We start from the raw sequence: 26855 nt of genomic DNA, 5'->3' as shown, positions 1-26855 counted from the left end.
CGTGGTCCTGGGGCGTAACTGTCATCCGGCCGGCTGGTCCGGCCGGTCGGCGCCGGGCGGTCCCGGCAGCGGCGCGGCGAGCCACGCCCCGACCAGCTCGCGCAGGCGGGTGCCGGCGGTGGCGCGGATCCGGCCGCCGGCCTCCTCGCCTGCCAGCGAGACGTGGCCCGACCAGCCCTGCCAGGGGTCGGGGCGCGACTCCACCAGCACGTACGGGTACGGGGTGGGCAGCTTCGGCTTGGGCGGCAGGTCCGGCGCCGCGTCCAGGCGTACCGCGGCCGGGTCGAAGCCGAGCACGGCGGAACTCTCGTACGCGCCGCCGTGCCCCCGGGCGGGCAGCTCACCGAACATCTCGGTGGTCTCGTCCGGGCCGACCAGCTGGAACCAGTTCACCAGCATCATGCTGGCCCGGTGCCGCCCGGACACCCACTCCATCGCCGCGCGGACGGTGGACATGTTGGCGTCGTGCCCGTTGACCACGAGCACCCGGGTGAAGCCCGCCTCGACGATGCCGGCGAGCACGTCGGCGAGGTAGCCGACGGCGATCTCCGGCCGCAGCGCCACAGTGCCCGGCCACGGCCGGGTCTGGCCCGGGCAGGCGGCGTACGGCGTGGCCGGGAACAGCACCGCCCGGGCGGACCCGGTGGCCAGTTCCCCGGCGAAGCCCTCGGCCAGGATCAGGTCGGTACCGATCGGCAGGTGCGGACCGTGCCACTCGACCGCGCCGACCGGCAGCACCGCCAGGTCGGCCGCCTCGGTCACGGCGGCGAACGCGTGCCCGGGTACCCGGGTGACCGGAAGCAGCCCTCCCCCGGTCCGCCACCGCTCGATCAGTTCGTCCACTGCTCGGCCCTCCGGGTCGCGGTGCGGCTGCTCTCCAGCCGTCCGGAGAACCACATCACCACGAAGATGAGCAGCACCTGGAGCATGCCGTAGGCGGCCGCGGTGCCCAGCTCGAAGCTGTACATGCGGTTGTTGATGGCGACCGAGATCGGGACCGTCGACGAGGTGTAGATGAGCACCGAGGCGACGAACTCGCCGACGCCGTGCACGAACGCCAGCAGCGCGCCGGCCAGCACACCGGGCAGCATCAGCCGCACGGTGATCGTGTAGAACGCGCGCAGCCAGGAGGCGCCCAGGTTACGCGCGGCGTCCTCCAGCGACGGGTCGATCAGGGCCAGCGTCGCGGAGCTGGACCGGAACACGATCGGCAGGAACCGCACGAAGTAGGCCAGCGGCAGGATCCAGAACGTGCCGACCAGCACCTGCCCGAAGCTGAACGCGTTGCCGGTGCTGAACGCCGAGATCAGGTTGATCGCCACGACCGTGCCGGGCAGTGCCCAGGCGATCATCACGGCCACGTCGAGCAGGCCGCGCCCGACGAACTTCAGCCGCCGCACCGCGTACGCGATCAGCACGCCGATCACCACACAGCCCACGACCGCGATGAGGCTCATCTGCACCGAGTTGAGGATCGGCTGGAACGCCTTGGGGTCGGTGAAGATGGTGACGAAGTTCTCGAACGTGTACGTCGGCGGCAGCACCTCGGTGGTCCAGGACCGGTCCTCGGAGAACGCGACGAGCGCGATCGCGCCGACCGGGGCGAGCAGGACCAGCGTGGCCAGCACCGAGGCGAGCGGCGCGAGCCAGCGGCCGACCGGGTTGGTGATCTCCCGCCGGACCGCCGAGACGCCCTTGGACTGCGACTGGTAGTTGCGCCGCCCCTCGTACCAGCGCATGCCCAGCAGGAAGATGATCGAGACGATGCCGAGCACGGATGCGTACGCCGAGGCCATCGGCAGGTCGCCGTTGGTGCGGTTGATGTAGATCTGCATCGTCATGGTCTGACTGACGTTGAACAGCAGTGGCGCGGTGTAGGACGCCAGCGACGTCATGAAGACCAGCAGCGACGCCGAGATCAGCGCCGGGGTGAGCATCGGCAGCAGGACGGTGCGCCACACGCGTACCCGGCCCGCGCCGAGGTTGTACGCCGCCTCCTCGACCGACGGGTCCATCCCGGCCAGCGCCGCGGAGGCGGCCAGGAAGAAGAACGGGTACATGGTGAACGTGTGCACCACCAGCACACCGGCGATCCCGTCGAAGGCCAGGACCGGCTTCTCGGTGCCGAGCAGCGCCTGAAGGCCGCGCGGCACGATGCCGATGTTGCTGTAGAGCAGCTGGAAGGACACGGCGCCGATCAGCGGCGGCAGGGCCGCCGGCACCAGGATGAACGCCTCGATGAGCCGCCGGCCGCGGAAGTGGAACCGCTTGAGCAGGAACGCCATCGCCACGCCGACGACGCCGCAGAGCAGCACGCTCGCGGCCGAGATGAACAGCGAGGTGAACAGCGACTCGCGGGCCACCCCGGAGGAGGAGAGGAACTGGAGGTAGTTGTCGGTGCCGTTGGCGCTGACGCTCTCCCGGAAGGTGGCGAACATCGGCTGGACGACGAAGCCCCACAGCACCAGGACCAGCGGCAGCACCAGCAGGTAGGGGAACCATCGGGAGTTCGCCCCGCCGGCCAGGCGCCGGCCGAGGGCCGCCGCCCAGCCGGGGGCGGTCGGGGTCGCAGCGGTCACGGCTTGACCACCCAGAGCCGCTCGGGTGCGAGCCGCAGGCCCACGACGTCGCCGAGCCCGATGCCGGCGGGCGCGTCGACCAGTGCGGCCATCACCTCGTCACCGTCGACGTCGACTGTGACGTGGGTGGCCATGCCGGTGAACTCGACGTGGCTGACCCGGCCGCGCATGGCCGCGGTGTCGTCGTCGCCGCCGAGCGCGATGTGCTCGGGGCGGGCGGAGACCAGTGCGGTGTCACCCTCGGTGAGCCCGTGTCCGGCGGGAGCGCCTACCTCGATCGTGGCGCCGCCGGGCAGGCGTACCTGGACGCGCTGCTCCGCCGCGCCGGTCACCGGCAGGCTCAGCACGTTGCTGCGTCCGATGAACCGGGCCACGAACGCGTTCGCGGGCTGGTAGTAGACCTCGTGCGGGGTGCCGACCTGCTGGACCCGGCCGGACTCCATGACGGCGATCCGGTCCGACATCGCCATCGCCTCGGCCTGGTCGTGCGTGACGTAGATCGAGGTGGTGCCGCTCTCCCGCTGGATCCGCCGGATCTCGGCACGCGTCTCCTCGCGCAGCTTCGCGTCGAGGTTCGACAGCGGTTCGTCGAGCAGCATGGTGCGGGGACGGATCACCAGGGCCCGCGCCAGCGCGACGCGCTGCTGCTGGCCGCCGGAGAGCGCGTCGATGCGCCGGTCGCCGTAGCCGGCGAGGTGCACCTGTTCGAGCGCCTCGGTGACCCGCCGGGCCTGCTCGGCGCGGGAGACCCGGCGGACCTTGAGCCCGTACGCGACGTTCTGCGCCACCGTCATGTGCGGGAACAGCGCGTAGTTCTGGAACACCATGCCGGTGTCCCGCTTGTTCGGCGTCCAGTGGGTGACGTCGTCGTCGCCGAAGTGGATGTGACCGGACGTCGGGAAGTAGAAGCCGGCCACCATGCGCAGCGTCGTCGTCTTGCCGCAGCCGCTCGGCCCGAGCAGCGTGAAGAACTCGCCGGCTCCGATGGTGACGGTGACGTCATCGACCGCCGCGGAGTCGCTCGACTTGGCGAAGCGCTTACTGACCGCCGTCAGTCGGACATCGATCATTTCGTGGGTCCTTCCAGGACGAAGCCGGGCCGTGCCGGAGCACGGCCCGGTTCCGAGCGTCTTAGCCCTTGCCCTTGATCTGGGCGTTCCAGTGGGTGATCCAGGCGGTCTCGTTCTTGCCGATCACGTTCCAGTCGACGTTCATCGGCTTGAGGTCGAGCTTGGTCAGCCACTCGGGCTTCTCGGCGATGTCGACAGCGGGGATCTGGAAGTAGTCCTTGGCCAGGCTGGCCCGCAGCGAGTCGTCGAACAGGAACTCGAGGAACTTCTTCGCGCCCTCGCTGTTGCCGCCCTTGACCGCGGCCACGCCGTCGACGAGCACCGGCGCGCCGGAGACCGGCATGACGTAGCCGAACGGCATCTTCTCGTTGGCCTGGAGCAGGATGTCCTGGAGGTTCCAGGCGCTCACCACGCCCTGCTCACGCGACATCTTCAGGTAGAGGTCGCTGGGGTTGGCCGCGTACTCGACGGTGTTGGCGTCGAGCTTGCGCAGCCAGTCGTAGCCGGGCTGCGGGTTGGACCCGTCGGCCGTGAAGCGCTGGATCATCGAGGCGTAAATCGAGCGCATGGTGCCGGAGGCGGCCACGTCCCGGATGATGATCTTGTCTTTCCACTTCGGGTCGACCAGGTCGTCCCAGTCCTTCGGCGCGGTCTCCGGGGTCAGCGCCTTGTTGTTGTACATGATGACCTCGGGCAGCAGGATCTCGCCGAACCAGCGGCCCTCGGCGTCCTTGTACCGCGCGTCGATCTTCGAGGCGAACGACGGCTGCCAGGACTCCAGCAGGCCCTCGGACGCGCCGGCGGCGAGGCCCTGCTGGGTGCCGCCCCACCAGACCGACGCCTGCGGGTTGGCCTTCTCGGCGCGGACCCGCTCCAGCACCTCCTGGGCGCCCATGTTGAGCACCTCGACCTTGCCCTTGTACTCGGGGTTCTTGGTCGTGAACTGCTCGACGACGTAGTCGGTGACCGACTTGTCGCGGGCACTGTAGATGACGACCTTCTCGGCCGACGCGGAGCCGGAGGAGCCGGTGTCCTTGTCGTCGTCGCTGCTGCCGCACGCGCTGACGGCCAGCAGCGCGCTGAACGCGACGGCCAGGGCCAAACGACGTTTCATTGGTACCTCCATTTTGCGGGGGAACTATCGGGAGCGGGGAAAGACGGTGTGCGATCCCGACCCGGGGCGCCGGCGGGTTCGCCGGTTCCCCGGGACGGGGTCGAAGGTCCGCGGATCGCGCCCGGACCGGGGCGCGCCGCATCGCGCCGCGACCGGTCGTCCGGGATACGGACGCGGTCGCCGCGACGGTGACGGTGACGGTGGGGTGGGTGTCGGGGTCGGGGGCGTCGGGGTCGTCGGGGGCCGGGGTCAGGTGGTGGTCAGGGAAGCGAGGGTCGGGGCACCGCGGCCGAGAGCGCGTAGCTGATGGCTCCGTGCAGCACGGCCTGGTCGCCGAGGGTGGCCCGGCGTACCTCGGTGGGAGCCGGGGTCCGGGCGGAGACGAGGGTCTGTAGCTGGTCGAGGGCCGCGTCGTCGAGTTCCGCCGCGGCGCCGCTGAGCAGCACCAGCCCCGGATCGACGACGCAGGCGCAGGAGAGGATGAGCCCGGCCCAGGCGCCGAGGACCTCGTCGAGGTACTCGCGGGCGGGCGCCGAGGTCGCGGCGAGCCCGCTCAGCTCCCGTACCGGTGACTCGGGCCGGCGGCCCGGGTTGAGCGCGACGACCCGCTCCGCGATGGCGTTGACCGACCACCGGGCCTCGAACTCGCCGACGCCGCTGTAGCGGCGCTCGGTCGCGCCGCCGAGCGGCAGGAAGCCGACCTCGCCGGCGGCTCCGCTGGCGCCGCGGCGGACCTTGCCGTCGAGCACGAGGCCGGCGCCGATGCCGTCGGCCACGTGGATCAGCAACAGGTTCGCCACGTCCGCGCCGGCGCCGGCCACGCACTCGCCGGCGGCCATGAGGTTGACGTCGTTGTCGACGACCACGGGTACGCCGAGCCGCCGTTGCACGGATTCGCCGATCGGCCACGCCTCGACCAGTCCGACCGACGGCGCGAGGCGTACCGCACCGTTGCTGGACACGCCGGGCACCGCGATGGCGACGCCGCGGAGCGAGGGCAGGTTGTCGCCGACCAGGTCGAGGACGAACTCGCAGACGGTCTCCACCACGTTCGCGCCGAGCCGCGCGACGCGGTGCGCGATGACCGCGCCCTCACTGTCGGCGATCTCGCAGCTGATCCGGGGCGGCTCCAGCGACACCGCCGCGACGAGCTCGGCGCGGGGGTTGAACTCGAGCATCTCCCGGGGCCGGCCGGTGGTGGGCGCGCCGGGACCGCGTTCGATGAGGTAACCCTCGGCGACGAGTTCCCGCACGAGCGCGGTCACGGTGGCCGCCGAGAGGCCGGTCATCTCGGCCAGATCCACGCGGGACAGCCGCCGGGCCTGCCGGGCGGCCAAGATCACCGAGAGACGCTTGATCTCACGGGACCGCTCACGGCTGACCGGACTGGTCGGGGCTTTGTCAGACACACTTTCTTCCTAGTGAGAAAAAATTCTGGCGTCAAGTAACGAGATGATCTCGGTCCGCCGACCAGGGAAAATTCTGCGGCCGACAAGCCGGTCGCGCCGGGGCCAGCCCGACATGTCGCGCAAAACCGAGCCCTGTGGTCCACATTGGGGTGCCAAACCTGGACAAAGACTGCCCGCACGTCACGGCCGACCTCCGAGTGATCGCCCTGAGCAGGGGCGATCGTTTATTCGGATAAGGAAGAAAGTCGTCCGGAGCTATTGACGACGCCTTCGCAAGATCCCTAGGTTACGGCCCGAAGGCCTTCCGGTGGACCGACGTCGCCACCGTGCGTACCGCTCACGCCGTGACGGTGCGCGAGCACCACCATCCCGTTGTCGAGCACCACGACCCCCGAGGACCTCACGGTCCTCTGTGGACAGCTGTCTGCAACACGGCCCGGCACGAGCCACCGTGTCAGCCGGCCCGTGCCGGGCCGACCGTCCCCAGCCGCAGCACTCTCGCTTCGAGACGAAGAGGTATGCCCATGAGATGGCGCACCAGCGCGGCGATCGCCATGTGCGGTCTGCTGTCGTTGGGCCTGGCCACTCCGGCCCAGGCCAACCCCCAGCAAGCATCACCGAAGCCCCAGGCCAAGAAGTCCGACAAGCCGGTCGACCTGGACATCATGTTCATCGGCGCCCACCCGGACGACGAGGCCGGCCAGCTCGGCATGCTCGGATACTGGAACGAGTATCACGGCATGAAGGCCGGCGTCATCACCACCACCCGCGGCGAGGGCGGCGGCAACGCCACCGGTCTCGAGGAGGGCCCGGAGCTCGGCATCCTGCGGGAGGCCGAGGAGCGCAAGGCCGTCGGCTGGGCCGGCGTCGAGCACATCTACAACCTGGACGCGCTGGACTTCTGGTACACCGCCAGCGCTCCCCTGACCGAGGAGGTCTGGGGCCACCAGGAGACGCTGTCCCGGATCGTGCGGGTCCTGCGGACCACCAAGCCCGAGGTCATCCTCACGATGAACCCCTCGGCCACGCAGGGCAACCACGGCAACCACCAGAAGGCGGCCATGCTGGCCGTGGAGGCCTTCTACGCGGCTGCCGACCCGAAGGCGTTCCCGGAGCAGATCAAGAAGGAGGGCCTCCAGCCCTGGCGGGCCTCCCGCATCTTCCAGACCGGCGGCAGCGGCACCACCGGCACCAACGGCCCCGCCTGCGAGACCACCTTCACGCCGGCCGAGGCCAGCAACGTCGTCTTCGGCACCTGGCAGGGCTACGAGTCGGCGCGCCACGACGGCAACCGGTGGAACACGGTCCAGACCTGGGCCCGCCGGGAGTACGTGTCGCAGGGCTGGGGCAACAGCTCCTTCCCGACGACCGACCCCGACGCCATCGGCTGCAACCGGCTGACGCTGATCGACACCCGCACCCCGTACCCGGACCCGAACGTGGGCGCCGGCACCGGTGCGCTCCAGGGCGCCACCCTGCGCGCCCAGGGCGGCCTGCCGCTGGGCACCGAGGTCCACGTGCGTCCGCACACCTGGGAGGCCGTCGCGGGCCAGCCCATCAAGGTGGACACCGTCCTGTACGCCGAGAAGGCCGTCCCGGGGGCCAAGGTCACCCTGAACGTGCCGGCCGGCTGGACGGTCACCGGCAACGGCAACGTGGGCACGCTGACCCCGCGTAAGGAGGTCGTGAAGACCTTCACGGTCACCCCGCCCGCGCAGGTCGAGGTGGGCACCCGCTTCAAGATCGACGCCACGCTGACCAGCAAGAAGGACGGCAGCGGCACCAGCAGCGCCCGGGTTCAGGGCACCGCGCCGGTGCGCGGCACCCTGGAGCCGCTGGAGGAGATCGCCGACTTCCGCGCGTGGACCGTGCGGAACAAGACCCAGCAGCTCGACGCGCTCATCGAGTCCCTGCTGAACATCCCCAGCGGCGGCACCCGCAGCGTCAAGGTCAACCTGACCAACCACGGCACCCGGGTCGAGTCCGGCGCGGTCAAGCTGAACGTCCCCGCCGGTTTCTCGGTGGCCGAGCAGCAGGTGCCGTACAGCGGGCTCCGGCCGGGCGCCAGCACCTCGGTGACGTTCACAGTCACCAACACCGACACGTCGCTGCCGACGGCCAACCGGGCGCCGGACAACGGCGCCTACCGGGTGCAGATCGAGACCAGCTACACCGGCGGCAGCGCGAACGAGCCCGGTGCGTTCAACCTGGTCCCGGTCACCACGATCCCGAAGGCCGCCAGCGCGCCGACCGTCGACGGACACGCCCACGACAACGAGTACACCGGCGAGGTCATCGACATCTCCACCCGCTGGGAGGGCACCGCCGCCCCGGCGTCGGACATCTCCGGCACCGCCCAGCTGACCCACACCGACGACGCCCTGTACGCCGTCTTCACCATCACCGACGACGTGCTCGGCACCGTCCTGCCGCCGGAGGACTGCAAGCGTCCGCGGCGTAACGACAACATCGAGTTCGGCATCGACCCGCGTGGCAACTCGGCGAACACCTCCACGGTGTTCAACATGGCGCTCTTCCCGGCCACGAAGGACCCGGCCAACGGGAACCCGCCGTGCTTCGCCCGGGAGCGGGACAACCACCAGGGCGGCCCGGAGACCGCGCCGGGCGTGGAGATCGCCTCCGTGGTGACCAGCAGCCCCTACACGGGTTACCGGATCGAGGTCAAGATCCCGTTCAGCGTGCTGCCGGACGCCGTCGACCCGAACCGCATGGGCCTGAACATCCTGGTCAACGACTCGGACACGCAGGACCTGTCCGCGCAGACCCGGGTCGGCTGGTCGACCTGGAGCGGCGTACGGGCCGACCCGTGGCGCTGGGGCAACGCGACGCTGCCGGCCCTGGCGGCGAAGCCGTCGGCGCCGAAGGCTCCGATCATGCCGGACACCGCGGCGCAGAGCGTGGACTCGCCGCAGACCCTCCTGCAGTCCGTCTCGGACGGGGTGGCGCCGGGAGGTTACGCCAAGCTGCCGGACGGCACCGTGAAGATCAAGAAGGTCACCCGCACCGCGAGCAAGGTGTCCGTCCAGCTCCAGGTGAAGAAGGCGGGCACCGCCCGCGCCTTCCTCTGGGACGGCACCCGGGTCGTGGCGGAGACCACCGCCGCTCTGCGCAAGGACGGCACGCTCGTCCTGCCGCTGAGCGGGTCGCTCCCGGCCGGCACGTCGCTGCTCGTCTCGTACGAGCACGGCGGCGCCACCACCGCTCTGGCGAAGAAGATCTGCTGAGCGGACGTTGATCGCGTCGACCTGACGCACACGATGGGCCGGGCCGGCCGGCCCGGCCCATCGTGCCGTCCGCGTCACCCGGGTCGTGCCCCGCTCAGCGGGCCGGTGCCGGGACCGGTGGTGGCGGGTGACACCTCAGCCGGCCGGCGCCACCAGCGGCGCGACGCCAGCGCGGCCAGCCCGGCGCCGGCGGTGTTGAGCAGAACGTCGTCCACGGAGGAGACGCGGTCCAGCCGCAGGACGTACTGCGCGACCTCGACCAGGACCGAGCAGCCGGCCGCGAGCGCCAGGATCCGCGGCACCGACGCCAGCGCCGCGAACCGCAGCGGGCCGAGGAACCCGAGCGCCGCGAACACCAGCAGGTTGCCGACGATCTGGACCGTCACCGTCAGCGGCCCGCTCGCGAGGACGGTGAGCAGGTCCCGAAGCGGCACCAGGCTCACCCGGCCGGGAACCACGCCGGCCCCGTCCCCCGGCAGCATGATCATCCAGACCCACGGCACGGTCCCGTAGACGATGCCCACCTCGGCCAGCGACCTCCGCCACGCCGGCCCCGCCCCGCCGCGCCGTCGGGCCAGAACCCACACCGCGAGCGCAGCCGCCGGCAACGCGGCCACGGTGAGGAGCACGACCCCGTTGACCGTGCCGAACCAGCCGTGCCATCCCTCGATCACGCCGCCTCCACCCGTCCCGCCCCGGATCCGCCGCGCCCGCACCGGGCCCGTGCGGTCCGCTCAGGGTGCCACGCCCGCGCCGACAGGTGACCCCGGCCCGGACATCGCGTATGCGGAGCCCGCGCTTCCTGCCACCGGATTCGCATTCCGCCGCCCGGCCGGTCCCGAATCCCTGCCGATCCGCTGATTTCCCAGCCGATATTTCGGCGCGACCCGAAGGGCGCGGCCGTTCCGTCCTCACCGGCGTTCCGCGCTCGCCCATTCCACCACCGAGGCGCAGCCTCCGTCCGGGGCGACAGTGGCGTTCCCGCAGATGAACCCTGGTCGGACGGGCGGAAATTGCACGCCGGCATTCGCCGTACCGGTGGGTGAAGAAAGACTCGCCTAACCAAGGTTAGCCTTATCTTCGTCGTTCGGTATTCGGTGTGGAAACGGCTCCTTCCGGCGGCCAACCCCGCATTCCGTTGTTAAGGTGAGCATGATCCTCACTGACGGCCGACGGGTTTGAGGACCGGCCGCACGGCAAATACCAGATGGCATTCGAGCACCACGAGGCCGGCCGTTCGCTTCCGCCGGCCCGCATGACTTGGAGGCACCATGAAGACCCTGTTGCAGTCTCCGCCGGTACGTGAATGCGCCGCCACCGCGTGCAGCTTCAACGACAACGGCTGCCACGCTCCCGCGATCACCGTGGCGGCGTCCGCCGACGCGGCCTCCTGCGCGACGTTCGTCGAGTCGTCGCTCAGCGGCGGGATCGCGGAGGTCACCGGCGCGGTGGGCGCGTGCGCGCGGGCCGATTGCGTGTTCAACACCAACCTGGCCTGCACCGCCGAGTCGATCACCGTCGGTCCGGGCGCCACTGTCAGCGACTGCCTCACCTACCAGCCCGCCTGACAGAACCGGACACCACGCTCGTACGGGTCACGACGGTCACCGTCGTGACCCGTACGGCATGCGCGGCGCCCGACCCGCCGTTGCAGAGGTAAGCCTTACCTACTACCGTCTGACCTGGGCCGACTTCACCCCTTCCCGGCCGAGGAGACAGACATGGCGTTGCACCCCGCCGGGCGTCCGGCCCCGCCGGCCGGCGTCGTCCCGGCCGCAGGGTCGTCGGCGGGCGGTACGGGCACCTCCTCCACGCCCCGCGACGCCGTCGCCGCCCGGTGCGTGCTGACCGCTGCCTCCTCGCTGCGGCTCACGCTCGGCGACACCACCGCCGACCTCCTCTCCGCCCACGCCGTCCTCCCCGACGGCACGATCGTCCTGGCGGTCGACGCGATGAGCCGCACCGGCGGCATGCTGGTCGCCGCGCGCGGCCACAGCGGCGCGGTACGCCTCGACGTGACCCACCTAGCCCCGGTCGCCGTGCGCTCCCGGGTGCGGTCCCGGCTGCGGATCCTCGGCACGGCCCGCCGGTTCGACCCGGCCGTCCTCGACGCCTGCGACCCGGCCACCGTGATGTCGCTGCTCGACCTGCCCCCGGTGGCGCTGTGGGCCGTCGAGCCGGACGAGGTCGTCCTCGACCGGGCCGCCGATCCCGTCGCGGTGGACCTCGGCGCGTATCGCGCGGCCCGGCCGGATCCGATCGCCGTCGACGAGGCCGCCCACCTCGCGCACCTGACGCGCTGCCACCGCGACGTCCTCGACCGGCTCGGCACGCTCGTCGACCCCACAGTCACAGCCGGTTCGGCGCGCGTCGTCCCGGTCGCGCTCGACGCCGAGGGCATCGTGCTGCGGGCGGAGCGGCCGGACGGTCACGCCGACACCCGGTTGTCCTTCGCCCGCCCGGTCACCGCCGGTTCCGGCCTGGCCGAGGCGCTGCGCACGCTGCTCGCCTAGCCTGTCGCGCCGATCTTGGAAGCCGGACGACGGCGGCGACGACGCGGCCCGCCCGGTGGAGGGTTGCGCGTCCGGCGAGCCTCACTTCCTCCGGACACCCTGGCCTGGCATCTGCCTGATCGGTGACTTGCACGCTGATTAGACAGATGTCAACCTAGGGACATGTCGAAGCAGCAGGCGCCGATCCCACTCGTCGACCTCAGCGCCGACGCGCCGTGCTGCCCCCCGCTGGCGCAGCGCCGGGTTCCCGCCGAGACGGCCGCGGTGCTCGCGCCCGCGTTCAAGGCCCTCGGCGATCCGGTGCGGCTGCAGCTGATGTCGATGATCGCCTCCGCCGAAGGCGGCGAGGTGTGCGTGTGCGACCTGACGCCGGCGTTCGACCTGACCGGGCCGACGATCTCCCACCATCTCAAGACGTTACGCGAGGCGGGCCTGGTGGACGCCGAGCGGCGGGGCACCTGGGTCTACTACCGCGCGCGGCCGCAGATCCTGCGCCGGCTCGCCGGCCTGCTGTCGATCGAGCCGACCGCCGCGACGCAGCGGTAGGCCGCCGTACCGCACGGCGCCCTGTGCTTCCGCCCAGCGATCCGGCCGATGCCGGCTTGACGGCTCCGAGGTTACTCAGCAACAATTGAGTCAATGGAAACTGAGCTTACTTCTCTGGCCGAGCGCGCCCGGATCCACGCCGCGCTGGGCGATCCGGCCCGCCTGGCCATCGTGGACGCGCTCACCCTGGGCGACGCCTCCCCCGGGGAGATCGCCCACGCCCTCGACATGCCGACGAACCTGGTCGCCCACCACGTCAAGGTCCTCACCGACGCGGGCCTCGTCGTCCGGGGCCGGTCGGAGGGCGATCGGCGGCGCACCTACCTGCGACTCCAGCCGGCCGCCCTCTCCGCTCTCGCGCCGCCACCGCTGGCGGATGTGCATCGGGTCGTCTTCGTATGCACCCACAACTCCGCCCGCTCGCAGCTGGCCGCGGCGCTGTGGAGGCGACGCACCGACGGCGACGCCGCGTCCGCCGGCACCAGACCGGCGCCGCGGGTCCATCCCCGCGCGGTCGCAGTGGCCCACCGCCACGCACTCGACCTCGACCCGACCGGCACCGCACACGTCGACGACGTCGTCCGAGACGACGACCTGATCGTCGCCGTCTGCGACAACGCCCACGAGGAGCTCACCGGGCCGATCCGCCCCCGCCTGCACTGGTCCGTGCCGGACCCGGTCCGCGTCGACACCGACGAGGCGTTCGAGGCGGCCTACGCCGACCTCGCCGACCGCGTCGACCGCCTCGCCCCCGCCGCCACGTCGGGAGACACCCGATGACCGGCACCAGCGCCCGCATCCACCAGGAGATCGGGGTACGCGCCGGCACCGACAACCCACGGGAGTGCCCATGAGCACCGCCACCAGAGCCGACCACGCCCCACCGGTGGTGGCACGCCTGTCGCGCCTCGACCGGTTCCTGCCGCTCTGGATCGGCCTGGCCATGGTCGCCGGTCTGCTGCTCGGCCGGATCGTTCCCGGCCTGGACGACGCTCTCGACGCCGTCGAGGTCGGTGGCATCTCCCTGCCCATCGCTCTCGGCCTGCTGATCATGATGTATCCGGTACTGGCCAAGGTCCGCTACGACCGCCTCGACACCGTCACCGGTGACCGGCGTCTCCTGGTCTCGTCGCTGGTCCTCAACTGGATCGTCGGTCCCGCCGTCATGTTCGCCCTGGCCTGGGTGTTCCTGGCCGACCAGCCGGAGTACCGCACCGGTCTGATCATCGTCGGCCTGGCCCGCTGCATCGCGATGGTCATCATCTGGAACGACCTGGCCTGCGGCGACCGGGAGGCGGCGGCGGTCCTCGTCGCCGTCAACTCGGTGTTCCAGGTCCTCGCCTTCGGCCTGCTCGGCTGGTTCTACCTGTCGGTGCTGCCGGGCTGGCTGGGCCTGGACGGCGCCGCGCTGGAGGTCTCCGGCTGGGACATCGCCGGCAACGTGCTCGTCTTCCTCGGCATCCCACTGCTCGCCGGCTACCTCTCCCGCCGCGTCGGCGAACGCGCCAAGGGTCGCGACTGGTACGAGCAGCGGTTCCTGCCCAGGGTCGGACCCGTCGCCCTGTACGGACTGCTGTTCACCATCGTCGTCCTGTTCGCCCTGCAGGGCGAGGCCATCACCGGCCGGCCGGCCGACGTGGCCCGCATCGCTCTGCCGCTGCTGGCCTACTTCGCCCTCATGTGGGCCGGCTCCTACCTGCTCGGCCGGGCCATCGGCCTGAACTACGAACGCACCACCACCCTGGCGTTCACCGCAGCGGGCAACAACTTCGAACTGGCCATCGCGGTCGCGATCGGCACCTTCGGGATCGCCTCCGGCCAGGCCCTGGCCGGCGTCGTCGGCCCGCTGATCGAGGTCCCGGTCCTCGTCGGCCTGGTCTACGTGTCGCTGTGGGCCCGCGCCCGCCTGTTCCCCACGCCGGGAGCCCGGCCATGAGATGCCTCGACTGCGCCGCGGCACGCCGCGCGGCAATCACCGGAATCATGGAGACCCGATGAGCGACAAGCCCAGCGTCCTGTTCGTCTGCGTGCACAACGCCGGCCGTTCCCAGATGGCCGCCGGCTGGCTGCGCCACCTCGCCGGCGACACCGTCGAGGTCCGCTCCGCCGGCAGCGCACCCGCCGAGACCGTCAACCCCGCCGCCGTACAGGCCATGGCCGAGGTCGGCATCGACATCACCGACCAGACCCCCAGGCTCCTCCGGTACGAGACGGCGGAGTCCTCGGACGTCATCGTCACCATGGGCTGCGGTGACGCCTGCCCCGTCTTCCCCGGCAAGCGGTACGAGGACTGGAAGCTCGAAGACCCCGCGGGCAAGGGCCTCGACGCGGTACGCCCCATCCGGGACGAGATCCGCACCCGGGTGGAACGACTGCTCGCCGAACTGCACCCCACCGCCTGACCGGATGATCCGGTCCTGGTTGCCCGGGCAGGTGGCCGCCATTGGTGCAACGATGCAAGCGTGGGAACTGCGAAAACTGCCACCCCTGCCATCTCGCCACTTGCCGGCGAGCCGATCAAGCGTGCCGATGCCGAGCGGCTCGCGGGAGTCCTGAAGGCGTTCGCCGACCCGGCCCGGCTGCGCCTGCTCAGCCTGATCCAGTCCGCTCCGGAGGGCGAGGCGTCAGTCAGCGACCTCACCGCGCCGCTCGGTCTCTCCCAGCCGACCGTCAGCCATCACCTCCGGATCCTCACCGAGGCCGGCCTGCTCGAGCGGGAGAAGCGGGGTGTGTGGGCGTACTACCGCCTGGTGCCGTCCGCGATCTCGGCGATCGCCGAGTCGTTGACCCCGCCTCGTAAACGGCCGACGAAGAAGGTCCGCTGAGCAGAGGACTGCCGGGCTGCCGCGCGCACCCCCCGGCCTGACCGGGTCGCGCCCCGGGGCGTCAGCCGGCCACCGGGAAGTTGGACCGGACGAGGCCGTCCGGGTCGTGGCGGCGCTTGACCGCCCGGAGCCGGGTCAGGACGGCGGGGGTGAACGCGTCGGCCACCGTCTCGTCCGGGTTGAGGAAGGTCACCGGCTTGCGCCCGCTGACCGGCAGGGCGGCGGCCAGGGCCCGCTGCCGCGCCGTGACCGCCGCCGGGTCGGTGGCGACGCCGAACAGGTAGAGCGCGTACGGCTCGGTGAGCGGGCCGTGCGGGCTGTCGGAGTACCGGGCGAGGGCGCCGCCCAGGTGCCGGAGCTGGACGCTCAGCAGCGGGGCGATCGGGTCGGCCAGCAGCGCCCCGGCCGCGTCGTCGTCGAGGCGGGTCAGCAGTTCGGCGCGGGAGATGCCGGGGCTGGGGGCGGTGGGTTCAGCCGTGATGCCGCCGAGTTCGGTGACCGGCATGATCCGCCTGCTGTCGGAAATCGGCGCGGGCAACCGGTCCAGCGGTGCGAGCAGGTCCCGCGCCCCGGTCCCGTCGCCGAGATAGGTGACGTCGAGGGCCACCATCGGGTCGGCGCCGGGGAGGTGCAGCAGGTCCATCCAGACGGTCAGCTCCTCGGGCGCGGTGGCGGTGATCCGCCGGAACGCCCGCAGCACGTCCGGCGCGTGCGCCGCCGCCCACATCATGCGTCCGCCGTACAGCTCCGGCGCGGGGTGCAGCGCGATTTCGAGCGCGGTGACGATCACGAAGTCTCCGCCACCGCCGCGCAGCGCCCAGAACAGGTCGGGGTCGGTCTCGGCGGTGACGCGCCGGTACCGCGCCTCGGCGTCCACGACGTCGAACGCGGTGACCGCGTCGGACACCCAGCCGTACGCGCGGCCGAACCAGCTCAGCCCGCCGCCGAGCGCCACCCCGGTCACGCTGACCACGGGGGAGCTGCCGGGCAGCCCGGTGAGCCCGTACGGCGCGGCGGCGGCCTGGAGCCGGCCGGACGGCACACCCGCGCCGACCCGGGCCCGGCGGGCAGCCGGGTCGATCTCCACGGTGTCCAGGCGGCCGGTCCGCAGCAGGATCGCGCCGTCGGCGCGGCCGGTGGCACCGTGCCCGTTGGGCTGCACGGCGATGCTCAGTCCGGCCGGGCGGGCGAACCGGACGAGCGCGGCGACGTCGTCCGCGTCGGCAGCCTCGACCACCGCCGCCGGTGACTGCGCGACGGCCAGGTTCCAGGCCCGGCCGGCCACCTCGAACCCCTCGTCCCCCGGCAGCAGGACCCGGCCCCGGACGGTGGAGCGCAGCGGGTGCGGGGCGTTCATGATCGTGTCCATGAGCCCACACTAGGGTCGGAAAAGACCCGGACTAGGGTGCATTCGCATGACGGATTCGTGGGCCAATCCGGCGCGACGGCTCGGCAGCGACCTGCATCTGGAACTGTCCGGCGCCCGCGGCCGCCGGTCCGCGCTCATCCGCGCGCTGCGCGACGCCGTCCGGGACGGGAGACTGGCCGCCGGCACCCTCCTGCCGCCGTACCGGTCCCTCGCCGCCGACCTCGGCCTGGCCCGCAACACCGTCGCCGCCGCGTACGCCGAACTGGTGGCCGAGGGATGGCTGGTCGCCCGGCAGGGCTCCGGGACGCGGGTGGCGCCGCGCACCGAGCCCGCCCGGGTCGCCCGCGTCCCGAGGCAGACGCCCGCGCGTCCGGCCCCGGCCGTGCACCACCTGCGGCAGGGGCAGCCGGATGCCGCCTCCTTCCCGCGCGCCGCGTGGCTGGCGTCCACGCGCCGCGCCCTGACCGCCGCGCCGAACGAGGCGTTCGGGCCGGGCGACCCGCGGGGCCGCCCGGAGCTGCGCCGGGCACTGGCCGGGTACCTGGCGCGGGCGCGGGGTGTCCGCACCACCCCGGACCGGATCGTGGTGTGTTCCGGTGTCGCGCACGCGCTGCGCCTGCTCTTCGGTGGCCGGGTTCTGCGCGGCCCGCTGGCGGTCGAGTCCTACGGCCTCGCGTTCCACCGCGCGATCCTGGCGGCGGCAGGCGTCCGTACCGTCCCGCTCACGCTCGACGCGGACGGCGCCCGCACCGGGGAGCTGACCGACCTCGCCGGGGTACGGGCGGCGCTGCTCACGCCCGCGCACCAGTTCCCCACCGGCGGGCCGCTGCATCCCCGGCGGCGCCTCGCCGCGCTGGGGTGGGCGGAGGGCCGGGACGGACTGGTGCTGGAGGACGACTACGACGGCGAGTTCCGGTACGACCGGGATCCGGTCGGCGCGGTGCAGGGCCTGGCCCCGGAGCGCGTGGTCTACCTGGGCTCGGTGAGCAAGAGTCTCTCCCCCGCGCTGCGTCTGGGCTGGATGGTGCTGCCCGAACGGCTCGTCGGCCCGGTGCTGGACGCCAAGGGTGAGCGGGAGGCGTGGGCGGGCGTGACGGACCAGCTCACCCTCGCCGACTTCCTCGACTCCGGCCGGTACGACCGGCACGTGCGCCGGATGCGGCAGCGGTACCGCGCCCGCCGCGACCGTCTCGTCGCCACGCTCGCCGCCCACGCCCCGCACGTCACGCCGACCGGCGTCGCCGCCGGGCTGCACGCCGTGCTGCGCCTGCCCGCGGGCACCGAGCGCCAGGTGGTCGAGGCCGCCGCCGCTCAGTCGATCGCGCTCGACGGGCTGGCCGGTTTCCGCCACCCGGACGCCACCATGCCCGCCCTCGACGGCCTCGTGGTCGGCTACGCCACGCCGCCCGAGCACGCGTACGCCGCCGCGCTGGAGGCGCTGTGCCGGATCCTTCCCCCGGACCCGCTCCCCCACCGGCCCGGCGGGCCGGCCCTTGAGGACCGCGGCCCGACCCGGTAGAAACGGCGGGGCCGACAGGAGAATCAGCCATGACCGATACCGACGGACGGTTGTCCGCGACGCCGCGTACGACACTGCGTCGGATGAAGGAGAAGGGGCACCGCGACCGCGCCGCCCTGTTCGACGTGCTCCGGGCCGCCTTCGTCTGCCATCTGGGCGTGCTGGTCGACGGCGGCCCGATGGTGGTGCCGACCGTCTACGGCTTCGACGACCGGCACCTCTACCTGCACGGCTCGGTGGCCAGCCGGAGCCTCACCACCGACGCCGAGGTCTGCGTCACGGTCACAGTGGTCGACGGCCTGGTCCTGGCGCGCTCGGTGTTCGAGCACGGGATCAACTACCGCAGCGCGATGGTCTACGGCCGGCCCCGGTGGGTGACCGACGCCGAGGAGAAGCTGTACGGCCTGCGGCTGCTGACCGAGCACGTGGCCCCCGGCCAGTGGGACCACGCCCGCCGCCCGAACCGGCGGGAGCTGGCGGCCACCGCGCTGCTGGCGCTTCCGCTGGCCGAGGCGTCGGTCAAGACGCGCAGCGGCCCGCCGGACGACGGCGACGGCCCGGACGCCGCCCTCGGGCTCTGGGCCGGCGAGCTTCCGCTGGTCGCGCGCTGGCAGCAGCCGGTGACCGACCCGGCGCTGCCGCCGGCGACGCCGGTGCCGGCGCACGTCGCCGCGCGCGACGGCACCCGCGCCGACCAGGGCTGACCGGCCGGGCGGCCCCGGTCCGTCTACCGGAGCTGGCGGGCCACCTCCGCCAGCGGCAGCCGGGGCTGGACGGCCGCGCGGGCGGCCACCACAGCCAGCGCCCGGGGTACGCCGGCGCAGTGCGCGATGATCTCCCGCACCGCCGCGCGCTCGGCGGTGAGGCGACGCTCGCCGAGGCGGGCGGCCAGCAGGTCCCACGCCTCGCCGGCGGCCAGCTCGTCGACCACGACCGGGCACGCGGCCTCGCCGACGACCAGGCCGGTGAGGCGGTCCCGGCTGGTCACGACCACCATGCAGCCGGGTACGCCGGGCAGCAGCGGCCGTACCTGGTCGGCGTCGCGGGCGTCGTCGAGCACGATGAGCATCCGGCGTCCGGCGAGCGCGCTGCGGTAGAGCCCGGTGCGCGCCGCCGGGCCGCACGGGACGCCGCCGGGTACGTCGAGCGCCTCGATCAGACCGCCGAGCGCCTCGGCCGGCGCCACCGCCGCCCTTCCCGGGTCGCTGCCGCCGAGCTGGACGTGCAGCACCCCGTCGGCGAACCGGGCGGCCGACCGGTGCGCCCAGCGCAGCGCCAGCGCCGTCTTGCCGATGCCGGACCGGCCGGAGAGGACGCACACGACGACGCTCGACATCCGCCGCGGTCCCCCGTCGAGCAGCCGGTCGAGTTGCCGCAGTTGTGCGGAACGGCCGGTGAAGCCGGGAATCTCCAGCGGTAGTTGCATGGGGCGGATCCGGGCTGCGGACGCCGGGTGGGCGGGCAGGCCGAGGACCTCACGGAGCAGCCGGACGGTCGCGGGCCGCGGACGGGTCACCCGCGACGACTCCAGGTTGCGGATGCTCCGGACGCTCAGTCCGGTGCGGGCGGCCAACTCCTCCTGTGTCAGGTTGGCCAGTCGCCGCGCGGTAGCGATTTCATGACCCAACGTATCCATGTAGCCGATCACAGCGTCGTCTCCGTACCGGTTCTGGTGGATTCATGCCGGTGGACCACCGAAGCCGAGGCCGCTGAGCGGGCAGTCAGCAGCGACATTGCCGGTGATCTGCCGGTGAAGCTCCTGTTGGCCAGACGAGGTTAAGTCCACAGTGGGTCCGACGCTATCGACCGGAGTCGAATCGACGGTCGACGAGACGGGCCCTTCCCGGCATCGGTGCAGCGTCGCAGAAGCAGCACTTCCGGTCACTCTCCGCAAACCTCAGACCCGTCCGGCGCGGGCCCGGCGGGCAGCGCGCCGACCAGGAGGACGAACATGCGAAGGTACGTCAGCGACACCGCCGAACTCACCGACGAGTACGGCATCCGGATCGGCCGCTGGACGCAGTACCGCGATCTCGGCCCGTTGCCGTTCGACGCCATGTGGTGCGTGATCCCGCCCGGTGGCAGCAGCAGCGAGGACGTCCACCCCGAGGTCGAGTTCGCCGTGGTGACCCGCGGCACGGCCATCTACGAGGCGGGCGGCGAGAAGGTCGAGGTGCCGACCGGTGGCGTGATCCTGCTCGAACCCGAGCAGAGCCACGTCATCCACAACCCCTCGCCGGAGCAGCCGCTCACCATCCTCAGCATCTACTGGATGCCCCGGCCCGACGACGCGGCGCAGGCCGGCGCGGACGACGGAGCCGGCCGTGACTGACGGGGCGGCCACGTCCTCCGGCGTGGTGCTGGTGGTGACGCCGCCACCGACGCCGAACGGGCCGCTGCACCTCGGGCACCTCAGCGGCCCGTACGTCGCCGGGGACGTCGCGGCCCGCGCGCTGCGTGCCGCCGGCCGGCGGGTGGTGACCCAGTGCGGGCTGGACGCGCACCAGAACTACGTGCCCGCCCGGGCGGAGGCGCTGGGCGAGACCCCGGCGGACACCGTCGCCCGGTACGGGTCGTCGATCCACGCCGCGCTGCGCGCCGCGCGCATCCGGTACGACGTCATGGCCGACCCGCTGGCCGACGAGGGCTACCGCCGGGCGGTCGCGAGCCTGCTCACCGAACTGGTGGAGGCGAAGGTGGTGGAGGTCGCCCCGGTGTCGCTGCGCGCGTGCGCGGCCTGCGGGCGGACCCTGCACCACGTCCGGGTCGCCGGGCGCTGCCCGGCCTGCGGCGCCGGCGCGAACGGCGGCACCTGCGAGGGCTGTGGCGGGTTCTGCACCGCCGCGAACCTGGCCGGCGCGCGGTCGACCTGCTGCGACGCCGCACCCGAACCGGTCACCCGCACGGTCCCGGTGCTGCGGCTCGACGAGCACCGGGAGCGGCTGGCCGAGTTCTGGTCCCGCGCGGTGCTGCCGCCCCGGCTGCGGCGCCTCGTCGCGTCGTACCTCGACGGCGGGCTGCCGGAGGTGCCGCTGGCGTACCCGACGGACTGGGGCATCGAGTGGGACGACGGCCTGCGCATCGACGTCTGGGCGGAGATGGCCCTGGCCAACCTGGTGCTGCCCGCCCGCCACCTGCGGCCGGACGCGGACACGCTGGCCGGGTACCTGGACGCGTGGCGGGACGTGGACGAGCAGTGGATCTTCCTCGGGGTCGACAACGCGTTCTACTACGCGCTGCTCATCCCGGCCCTGCACCTGGCCGCCGGGCTGCCCGACCGGCCGACCGGGCTGGTCGTGAACGAGTTCTACCGGCTCACCGGCGCCAAGTTCTCCACCAGCCGCGAGCACGCGATCTGGGCGCACGAGTTCCTGGCCACCGAGGACCCGGCTGTGGTCCGGGCGTTCCTGAGCTGGGACCGGCCGGACAGCTACGAGTCGGACTTCCGCCCGGAGGCGTACGAGGCGTTCGCCGCCCGGTACGCCGCGACCCTGGCCGGCACCACCGCCGGCCTGGACGGCGTCCTGGCCGACACCGAACTGACCCGCGGCGAGCAGGCGCTGCGCCTGGACCACTTCGACCCCGCCACCGCGGTCCGGGCGGCGCTGGCCGCGTACCCCGGTGCGCCGGAGCGGGCGGCCCGCCTGCTCGGCGTCGTCGGCGGCGCGGAACCGGCGGGTTCGGATGGGTGAGCCGCGCGTGCTCGTCGTCGGCGCGGGCATCAGTGGCGTCCTGCTCGCCCGGCGGCTGCGGGACGCGGGCGCCGACGCGGTCCTGATCGGCCCGCACGGCGGCGGCGCGGCCGGGCGGCCCGCCGACGCGACGGCCGCGTCCGGCGGACTGGTGCGTGCCTTCGAGCCCGACCCGGCCGCCCGGTCCCTCGCCGCCGCGAGCCTCGCCGAACTGCTGGCCGATCCGTCCCTCGCGACAGCGGCCGGGTGGCGGCGGACCGGCTCGCTCTACCTGCTCGACGCCCGGGCGGCGGCCGGCGTGGACGGCGCCGAGGTGCTGACCCGGGCCGAGATCGCCGACCGGTTCGGCTTCGCCGGGCTCCCGGACGGCACGGTGGGGATCTGGGAGGACCGGGCCGGCTACCTGGACCCGGACCGGCTGCGCCGGACCGTCCTGCGTGGCCTCGGCCGGACCGAGACCACACCGGTGGCCCGCCTCGACGACCGCGTGGTCGAGCTGCGCGACGGCCGCCGGCTCACCGGCGACCTCGTCGTCGTGGCCGCCGGGGCCTGGACCCCGCGTCTGCTGGGCGCCGCCGGGCTGCCGACCTCGCTGCGCACCAAGCACATCCAGTACGCCCACCACGTCACCGGCCGCGCCGAGCTGCCGTGCTTCGTGGACGAGACCAGCGGCCTCTACGGCCGGCCGGCCGGTCCGGGGCGGGTGCTGCTCGGGCTGCCCAGCGACAGGTGGGACGTCGACCCGCCGTCCCCCGAGCCGGACGCCGCACTGGCGGCACGGGTCCTGACCGTGGCGGCACGGAGGCTGCCCGGCCTGGACCCGCGACCGGCCGGCCCGCCGGTGAGCGCCACCGACTGCTACAGCGAACCCGCCGGGCTGGCCCTGCGCCACGTGGCCGGCGCGGTGCACACCTTCACCGGCGGCAGCGGCGGCGCCGCCAAGACCGTCCTGGCCGCCAGCCGGCTCGCCGCCACCGCCCTGCTGAACACCCGAACCGCGATCCCTGTCCCCCACGGCCAGACAGAGGCAGACTGATGACGCAGACCTTTCACACAGTGGGAATCGGCGCCGGGCCGGCGAACCTGAGCCTCGCGGCGATGTACGACACCCTCGCGCCGCACGACATTGCGCTGTTCGAGGCCCGCGACCGGCCGGGCTGGCACGACGGGATGCTGCACAGCGGCGTCCGCATGCAGACCGGCTGGGTCAAGGACCTGGTCTCGCTCTACGACCCGACCCACCCGCTGTCGTTCCTCAACTACCTGGTCACCACCGGCCGGGTGTACGCCCTGCTGGGCGCCGGGTTCGACACCATCCCCCGGATCGAGTACCAGCAGTACCTGGTGTGGGCGGCGGGCCGGCTGCCGCGCATCACGTACGGCACCCGCGTCGACCGGGTCGAGTTCGACGGCGCGCTGGTCAGCCGCAGCGGCGGTGCGGAGGTCGCCCGCTCCCGGCACCTGGTGCTCGGCAGCGGGACCGTCCCCTTCGTACCGGAGTTCCTGGACGCCCTCGACCCCCGGCACCTGTTCGTCGCCGACGAGCTGCACCAGCGCCTCGCCACGGTGCCGGACGAGCCGGACCTGCCGTGGATCGTGATCGGCAGCGGCCAGACCAGCGCGGAGTGCGTCGCGGCGCTGCTCGCCCGCGGGTGCCGCGACATCAGGTGGATCGGGCGGCGGTCGTGGTTCGCCCCGCTGGAGGACTCCCCGTCGGCGAACGACCTGTACCGGCCCGCCTACCAGGAGGCGTTCCTCACCCTGTCCCGGGACGTGCGGGAACGGCTCGTCTCCGGTCAGATCCTGACCAGCGACGGCATCTCCCCGGGCACGTTGCGCGGCGTCTACCAGCACAACTACGAGGAGCGGCTGCGCACCGGCCGGTTCCCGGTGACGATCATGCCGAGCCGTACCGTGACCGGCGCCCGGCAGCTCGACGGGGAGGTCGAGCTGGAGTGCCTGACCGCCGGCAGCGGCGAGGAACGGCACCGGGCGGTGAACCTCGTCGTCGCGGCGGGACGCCGGCAGGCGCCGCTGCCCTTCGACCCGGAGCTGACCGCGCTGATCGACCTGGACGAGCGCGGTGAGCCGGTCATCGAGTCGGACTACTCGATCCGGTGGAAGCACGCCGACGACCACAAGATCTTCGTGCTGAACCGGGGGCGGTACGTCCAGGGGCTCGTCGACTCCAACCTGAGCATCCTGCCGATCCGCAGCGCGATGATCCTCAACTCGATCGCCGGCCGCACGGTCTGCCGGTTCCGCGACGACTACCTGAGCACCCGATGGGCGTGAGCGCGATGACATCGTTCGACTACGACGACCGGATCTTCGTCTCCGTCGACCACGCCGGTGACGCCGACCCGTTGCGGGGGCACTACCACCAGCGCGGCGACCTGGTCTGGGCGGAGATCTCCGGCGGCTCGGTACGGCACGGACGGCTCGCCGGCACCTGCGACGCGCAGGGCGTGGTGCGTTTCGCGTACGTGGAGGTGCTCACCGACGGCAGCATCGTGGTCGGCGAGTGCGAGTCGCGGCCCGAGCGGCTGCCGGACGGCCGGATCCGGCTGCGCGAGCAGTGGCGCCGGCACGGGCCGCGCCGCGACAGCGGCGTCTCCGTCATCGAGGAGGCCGCCCCGGCCCGCATCGAGGCGAGGGAGGAGCAGCGTGTCTGACATCCAGATCGTCAGCTTCGTCGCGGCGAGCCTGCTCATCATCATCGTGCCGGGCGTCGACTTCGCCCTGGTCACCCGGCAGACCGTGCGGTACGGGCGGCGGGCCGGGTTCGTGGTGCTGGCCGGGCTGTTCGCCGCCGCCCTGGTGCACGCCTCGCTCGCCACCGCCGGCCTGTCCGCCCTGCTGGTGTCCTCGCCGGCGCTCTACACGGTGCTGCGGGTGGCCGGCGCGCTGTACCTGCTCTACCTGGGCGGCACCATCCTCTGGGCCACCCGGCCACGACGCGCGACCGCCCCGGCCGCGCAGCCGGTCACCGTGGGCGCGGGCGGCCCCGGGCCGGACGCGGACACCGGCCCGGTCGCCGCGCCGGAGACGGTGGCCGCCGACGAGCCGCACGTGGCCCGGCGCTCGTTCGTCATGGGCGTCACCAGCCAGCTGCTGAACGTCAAGGTGGTCGTCTTCTACGTCTCGTTCGTGCCGCAGTTCGTCAAGCCCGGCGACGGCGCGGCGGCCCGTACGGCGGTGCTGGCCGCCACGTTCATCGGCCTCGCCGTGCTCTGGTGGGCCTGCTACATCCTGCTCATCGACCGGTTGCAGCCCTGGCTGACCCGGCCGTCGGTGCTGCTGGTGATCGAACGGCTGACCGGGCTGATCCTGATCGTCCTGGCGGTACGGATCGCGCTGAGCCACTGACCTGCATCACGGCGCCCGCCGGCCCGGCCGTCCAGCCGGTCCGGCGGGCGCTCGTGATGTCAGGCGTTGCGCGGGCGGTGGGCGACGGTGAGGACGTGGGTGGTCGGCCAGTCCAGCGGCCGGCCGTCCAGGTCGGTCAGGGACGCGACGGGCGCGATCCGGTTGTCGATCACCCAGTCGTTGCGGACCGGCGCCGAGGCGGGGCCGATCTCGAAACCGGCCTCGGTGAGCAGCTCCGTCCAGTCGGCGAAGCTCAGGCCGCAGAACTGCTCCCTGGTCTCCGACAGCCAGTTGTCGGTGTAGTCCTTGCGGGTCAGGTAGTCCATCGCCGCGCCCAGGCCGAGACGTACCGCGCCGTCGGCCAGCGGCTCGTACGCGAAGCCGAACGCGAAGTCCACGGCGAACTGGTCCAGCCGGGCCCGCGTCGACAGTCCGGAGACGTACCGCCGGACCTCGGCCGAGGTCAGGTCGGCGAGATCCCGGCGCGGCGAGGCGGGGTTGTCCCCGTCGTCGGTGGTCAGCCGCAGGATCACCGGCCGGTCCGGCTCGTCCGGCCCGCACACGTCGCTGTTGAGCCAGACACCGCCGGGCACCGTGTGGTCGTGGATGCGGCGGGCGAACTGGAGCAGCGACTCCCGCTGCCGCCCGTACGACCAGATCTCGTGGGTCAGCGCGAAGGTGAGCGTGGTGTCCACCGACCGGTCCTTGAACACCGCGCCGCCGAGGACGTTGCGGTGGAAGAAGTACACGTTGGCGTTGCGGAACACGCCCTGCGCCTTCTTGTGCAGGCACTCCTGGTAGAGGTGACGGGCCACCTCCACACCGATCAGGTCGCTCTCGCGCAGCGCGGCCTCCCGGTCGGCCAGCTCCAGGACCGCGCCCGCGCCGCAGCCGATGTCCACGATGCGTCCGGGCTGCACGTACCGGCGCACCGAGTCCCACTTGCGTTGGGCGGCCGAGGCGAACGCCTCCACGTAGGTGCGGTAGTCGCGGGTCACGGTGAGGCCGCCCTCGTCGCCGACGAGCGGGTCGTTCACCACCGACCGGATCGCCTCGACCAGGCGGTAGCGCTCGAACACGTCGATCGTCGCCGGGTGGGTGAGCGTCCGCCAGCTCTCGTCGCCGGCGGCCAGGCGCAGCAGCACGTCCCACGGCCGTTCCGGCGTCCCGGGCAGGTCCGGATCCGCCTCGACCAGCGCGATCCCGAAGCCGAGGCGCTCGTACAGCTTGGCGACCTCCGGGGTGGAGCAGGCCACCACCGTGTCGGCGGGCGTGAGTTCGAGCCCGGTGGCCACCGCGATGCTCTTGAGCGTGACCTCGGCGAACGCGTCGGTGTACGCGGTGTCGAAGATCGGCACGGCCAGCGAGCGCAGCCCGCTGAGCACGCTGAACCGCTCGATCGCGGCCTCCCGCCTGTGGTACGCGACGGGGTTGCGCCTGGTGTTCTCGTGGTTGGCCGACGTCACCGCCCAGACCACTGTGGCCTCGTCGCCGGCGAGCCGGCGCAGGTAGTCGGCCTGGAACCGGGTCAGCAGGTGGTGCCGCCCCGGGAACAGCACGAAGCGGGTCGGCAGGTCGGTCATGGTCACCTCGCCTGGGCGGTGC

25 protein-coding genes are annotated in these 26855 nt (G+C 72.7%); 16 read left to right on the top strand and 9 right to left on the bottom strand.

Going from position 1 to position 26855, the window contains the following annotated elements:
* Positions 1-21: 21 nt before the first annotated feature.
* From IF06_RS0101135 to IF06_RS0101115, 5 genes are all read right to left on the bottom strand, one after another.
* Positions 22-843, bottom strand: coding sequence for a creatininase family protein (locus IF06_RS0101135; protein ID WP_013476377.1), 822 nt, complete (start codon positions 841-843; stop codon positions 22-24).
* Positions 831-2579, bottom strand: a complete 1749-nt coding sequence (locus tag IF06_RS0101130; RefSeq protein WP_013476376.1) for an ABC transporter permease — start codon at positions 2577-2579, stop codon at positions 831-833. The genes IF06_RS0101135 and IF06_RS0101130 overlap by 13 nt, the downstream gene beginning before the upstream one ends.
* Complete coding sequence (locus IF06_RS0101125) at positions 2576-3649, bottom strand: ABC transporter ATP-binding protein (RefSeq protein WP_030268352.1); 1074 nt, start codon at positions 3647-3649, stop codon at positions 2576-2578. Before IF06_RS0101125 ends, IF06_RS0101130 begins: the two co-directional genes overlap by 4 nt.
* A gap of 61 nt (positions 3650-3710) precedes the next feature.
* Entirely contained in the window at positions 3711-4763 is a 1053-nt protein-coding gene (locus tag IF06_RS0101120; protein WP_030268350.1) for an extracellular solute-binding protein, read from the bottom strand.
* A gap of 260 nt (positions 4764-5023) precedes the next feature.
* Positions 5024-6106: an ROK family transcriptional regulator gene (locus IF06_RS0101115; RefSeq protein ID WP_232236582.1), complete on the bottom strand. Its 1083-nt coding sequence runs from the start codon at positions 6104-6106 to the stop codon at positions 5024-5026.
* Between the two features lie 590 nt (positions 6107-6696).
* Here IF06_RS0101115 and IF06_RS0101110 point away from each other — a divergent pair.
* On the top strand, positions 6697-9417 hold the full coding sequence (locus IF06_RS0101110; RefSeq protein WP_030268348.1) for a sugar-binding protein: 2721 nt from the start codon (positions 6697-6699) through the stop codon (positions 9415-9417).
* A gap of 74 nt (positions 9418-9491) precedes the next feature.
* On the opposite strand, the gene IF06_RS0101105 is transcribed toward IF06_RS0101110, so the two are convergent.
* The gene (locus IF06_RS0101105; protein ID WP_030268346.1) at positions 9492-10091 is read right to left on the bottom strand and encodes a VanZ family protein; all 600 of its coding nucleotides are present in this window, start codon (positions 10089-10091) and stop codon (positions 9492-9494) included.
* A gap of 597 nt (positions 10092-10688) precedes the next feature.
* Here IF06_RS0101105 and IF06_RS0101100 point away from each other — a divergent pair.
* The 7 genes from IF06_RS0101100 (at position 10689) to IF06_RS0101070 (ending at position 15301) form a co-directional block, all read left to right on the top strand.
* Entirely contained in the window at positions 10689-10985 is a 297-nt protein-coding gene (locus tag IF06_RS0101100; RefSeq protein ID WP_030268344.1) for a DUF1540 domain-containing protein, read from the top strand.
* A 153-nt stretch (positions 10986-11138) separates the two neighbouring features.
* A complete protein-coding gene (locus IF06_RS0101095) occupies positions 11139-11930 on the top strand; it encodes a DUF2470 domain-containing protein (protein WP_030268342.1) in 792 nt (263 codons plus the stop codon).
* 162 nt (positions 11931-12092) lie between these two features.
* Entirely contained in the window at positions 12093-12476 is a 384-nt protein-coding gene (locus tag IF06_RS0101090; protein WP_013286942.1) for an ArsR/SmtB family transcription factor, read from the top strand.
* A 93-nt stretch (positions 12477-12569) separates the two neighbouring features.
* Positions 12570-13256 (top strand): helix-turn-helix domain-containing protein, encoded by a 687-nt coding sequence (locus tag IF06_RS0101085; protein ID WP_030268341.1) that lies wholly within the window; start codon positions 12570-12572, stop codon positions 13254-13256.
* A 70-nt stretch (positions 13257-13326) separates the two neighbouring features.
* A complete protein-coding gene (arsB, locus tag IF06_RS0101080) occupies positions 13327-14412 on the top strand; it encodes an ACR3 family arsenite efflux transporter (RefSeq protein ID WP_030268340.1) in 1086 nt (361 codons plus the stop codon).
* Positions 14413-14470: 58 nt separating this feature from the next.
* On the top strand, positions 14471-14878 hold the full coding sequence (locus tag IF06_RS0101075) for an arsenate reductase ArsC (RefSeq protein ID WP_013286945.1): 408 nt from the start codon (positions 14471-14473) through the stop codon (positions 14876-14878).
* Between the two features lie 60 nt (positions 14879-14938).
* A complete protein-coding gene (locus tag IF06_RS0101070) occupies positions 14939-15301 on the top strand; it encodes an ArsR/SmtB family transcription factor (protein ID WP_013286946.1) in 363 nt (120 codons plus the stop codon).
* 61 nt (positions 15302-15362) lie between these two features.
* Here IF06_RS0101070 and IF06_RS0101065 read toward each other — a convergent pair whose 3' ends face one another.
* The gene (locus IF06_RS0101065; protein ID WP_232236581.1) at positions 15363-16670 is read right to left on the bottom strand and encodes an FAD-binding oxidoreductase; all 1308 of its coding nucleotides are present in this window, start codon (positions 16668-16670) and stop codon (positions 15363-15365) included.
* Between the two features lie 46 nt (positions 16671-16716).
* On the opposite strand from IF06_RS0101065, the gene IF06_RS0101060 reads away from it, so the two are divergent.
* Together IF06_RS0101060 and IF06_RS0101055 are read left to right on the top strand one after the other, a co-directional pair.
* The gene (locus IF06_RS0101060) at positions 16717-18189 is read left to right on the top strand and encodes a PLP-dependent aminotransferase family protein (protein ID WP_030268338.1); all 1473 of its coding nucleotides are present in this window, start codon (positions 16717-16719) and stop codon (positions 18187-18189) included.
* Between the two features lie 29 nt (positions 18190-18218).
* Positions 18219-18893, top strand: a complete 675-nt coding sequence (locus IF06_RS0101055) for a pyridoxamine 5'-phosphate oxidase family protein (RefSeq protein ID WP_013286949.1) — start codon at positions 18219-18221, stop codon at positions 18891-18893.
* Positions 18894-18916: 23 nt separating this feature from the next.
* On the opposite strand, the gene IF06_RS0101050 is transcribed toward IF06_RS0101055, so the two are convergent.
* Complete coding sequence (locus IF06_RS0101050) at positions 18917-19825, bottom strand: helix-turn-helix domain-containing protein (protein ID WP_221488056.1); 909 nt, start codon at positions 19823-19825, stop codon at positions 18917-18919.
* Between the two features lie 315 nt (positions 19826-20140).
* On the opposite strand from IF06_RS0101050, the gene IF06_RS0101045 reads away from it, so the two are divergent.
* Genes IF06_RS0101045 through IF06_RS0101020 form a run of 6 tightly spaced genes read left to right on the top strand, consistent with a single transcriptional unit; the run spans position 20141 to position 25250 of the window.
* Entirely contained in the window at positions 20141-20521 is a 381-nt protein-coding gene (locus IF06_RS0101045; RefSeq protein WP_013286951.1) for a cupin domain-containing protein, read from the top strand.
* Positions 20514-21881 (top strand): class I tRNA ligase family protein, encoded by a 1368-nt coding sequence (locus tag IF06_RS0101040; protein ID WP_030268336.1) that lies wholly within the window; start codon positions 20514-20516, stop codon positions 21879-21881. Before IF06_RS0101045 ends, IF06_RS0101040 begins: the two co-directional genes overlap by 8 nt.
* The gene (locus IF06_RS0101035; protein ID WP_030268334.1) at positions 21874-22917 is read left to right on the top strand and encodes an NAD(P)/FAD-dependent oxidoreductase; all 1044 of its coding nucleotides are present in this window, start codon (positions 21874-21876) and stop codon (positions 22915-22917) included. The genes IF06_RS0101040 and IF06_RS0101035 overlap by 8 nt, the downstream gene beginning before the upstream one ends.
* Positions 22917-24176: a lysine N(6)-hydroxylase/L-ornithine N(5)-oxygenase family protein gene (locus IF06_RS0101030; protein ID WP_030268332.1), complete on the top strand. Its 1260-nt coding sequence runs from the start codon at positions 22917-22919 to the stop codon at positions 24174-24176. The genes IF06_RS0101035 and IF06_RS0101030 overlap by 1 nt, the downstream gene beginning before the upstream one ends.
* Positions 24167-24556, top strand: a complete 390-nt coding sequence (locus IF06_RS0101025; RefSeq protein WP_030268330.1) for a hypothetical protein — start codon at positions 24167-24169, stop codon at positions 24554-24556. The genes IF06_RS0101030 and IF06_RS0101025 overlap by 10 nt, the downstream gene beginning before the upstream one ends.
* Entirely contained in the window at positions 24549-25250 is a 702-nt protein-coding gene (locus IF06_RS0101020) for a LysE family translocator (RefSeq protein WP_013286956.1), read from the top strand. The genes IF06_RS0101025 and IF06_RS0101020 overlap by 8 nt, the downstream gene beginning before the upstream one ends.
* Before the next feature lie 59 nt (positions 25251-25309).
* On the opposite strand, the gene IF06_RS0101015 is transcribed toward IF06_RS0101020, so the two are convergent.
* The gene (locus tag IF06_RS0101015) at positions 25310-26833 is read right to left on the bottom strand and encodes a methyltransferase (RefSeq protein WP_013286957.1); all 1524 of its coding nucleotides are present in this window, start codon (positions 26831-26833) and stop codon (positions 25310-25312) included.
* Between the last annotated feature and the right edge of the window lie 22 nt (positions 26834-26855).

This window comes from Micromonospora globosa (assembly GCF_000717585.1).
Classification (GTDB): domain Bacteria; phylum Actinomycetota; class Actinomycetes; order Mycobacteriales; family Micromonosporaceae; genus Micromonospora; species Micromonospora aurantiaca.
This window is presented reverse-complemented; position numbering and strand designations above follow the sequence as displayed.

Excerpts from the sequence above, each read along its gene's own strand:
- IF06_RS0101125 (WP_030268352.1), bottom strand. The coding sequence starts at position 3,649 with ATGATCGATGTCCGACTGACGGCGGTCAGTAAGCGCTTCGCCAAGTCG.
- IF06_RS0101120 (WP_030268350.1), bottom strand. The coding sequence starts at position 4,763 with ATGAAACGTCGTTTGGCCCTGGCCGTCGCGTTCAGCGCGCTGCTGGCC.
- IF06_RS0101110 (WP_030268348.1), top strand. The coding sequence starts at position 6,697 with ATGAGATGGCGCACCAGCGCGGCGATCGCCATGTGCGGTCTGCTGTCG.
- IF06_RS0101100 (WP_030268344.1), top strand. The coding sequence starts at position 10,689 with ATGAAGACCCTGTTGCAGTCTCCGCCGGTACGTGAATGCGCCGCCACC.
- IF06_RS0101095 (WP_030268342.1), top strand. The coding sequence starts at position 11,139 with ATGGCGTTGCACCCCGCCGGGCGTCCGGCCCCGCCGGCCGGCGTCGTC.
- IF06_RS0101090 (WP_013286942.1), top strand. The coding sequence starts at position 12,093 with ATGTCGAAGCAGCAGGCGCCGATCCCACTCGTCGACCTCAGCGCCGAC.
- IF06_RS0101085 (WP_030268341.1), top strand. The coding sequence starts at position 12,570 with ATGGAAACTGAGCTTACTTCTCTGGCCGAGCGCGCCCGGATCCACGCC.
- arsB (WP_030268340.1), top strand. The coding sequence starts at position 13,327 with ATGAGCACCGCCACCAGAGCCGACCACGCCCCACCGGTGGTGGCACGC.
- IF06_RS0101075 (WP_013286945.1), top strand. The coding sequence starts at position 14,471 with ATGAGCGACAAGCCCAGCGTCCTGTTCGTCTGCGTGCACAACGCCGGC.
- IF06_RS0101065 (WP_232236581.1), bottom strand. The coding sequence starts at position 16,670 with ATGGACACGATCATGAACGCCCCGCACCCGCTGCGCTCCACCGTCCGG.
- IF06_RS0101060 (WP_030268338.1), top strand. The coding sequence starts at position 16,717 with ATGACGGATTCGTGGGCCAATCCGGCGCGACGGCTCGGCAGCGACCTG.
- IF06_RS0101055 (WP_013286949.1), top strand. The coding sequence starts at position 18,219 with ATGACCGATACCGACGGACGGTTGTCCGCGACGCCGCGTACGACACTG.
- IF06_RS0101050 (WP_221488056.1), bottom strand. The coding sequence starts at position 19,825 with ATGGATACGTTGGGTCATGAAATCGCTACCGCGCGGCGACTGGCCAAC.
- IF06_RS0101045 (WP_013286951.1), top strand. The coding sequence starts at position 20,141 with ATGCGAAGGTACGTCAGCGACACCGCCGAACTCACCGACGAGTACGGC.
- IF06_RS0101035 (WP_030268334.1), top strand. The coding sequence starts at position 21,874 with ATGGGTGAGCCGCGCGTGCTCGTCGTCGGCGCGGGCATCAGTGGCGTC.
- IF06_RS0101030 (WP_030268332.1), top strand. The coding sequence starts at position 22,917 with ATGACGCAGACCTTTCACACAGTGGGAATCGGCGCCGGGCCGGCGAAC.
- IF06_RS0101025 (WP_030268330.1), top strand. The coding sequence starts at position 24,167 with ATGGGCGTGAGCGCGATGACATCGTTCGACTACGACGACCGGATCTTC.
- IF06_RS0101015 (WP_013286957.1), bottom strand. The coding sequence starts at position 26,833 with ATGACCGACCTGCCGACCCGCTTCGTGCTGTTCCCGGGGCGGCACCAC.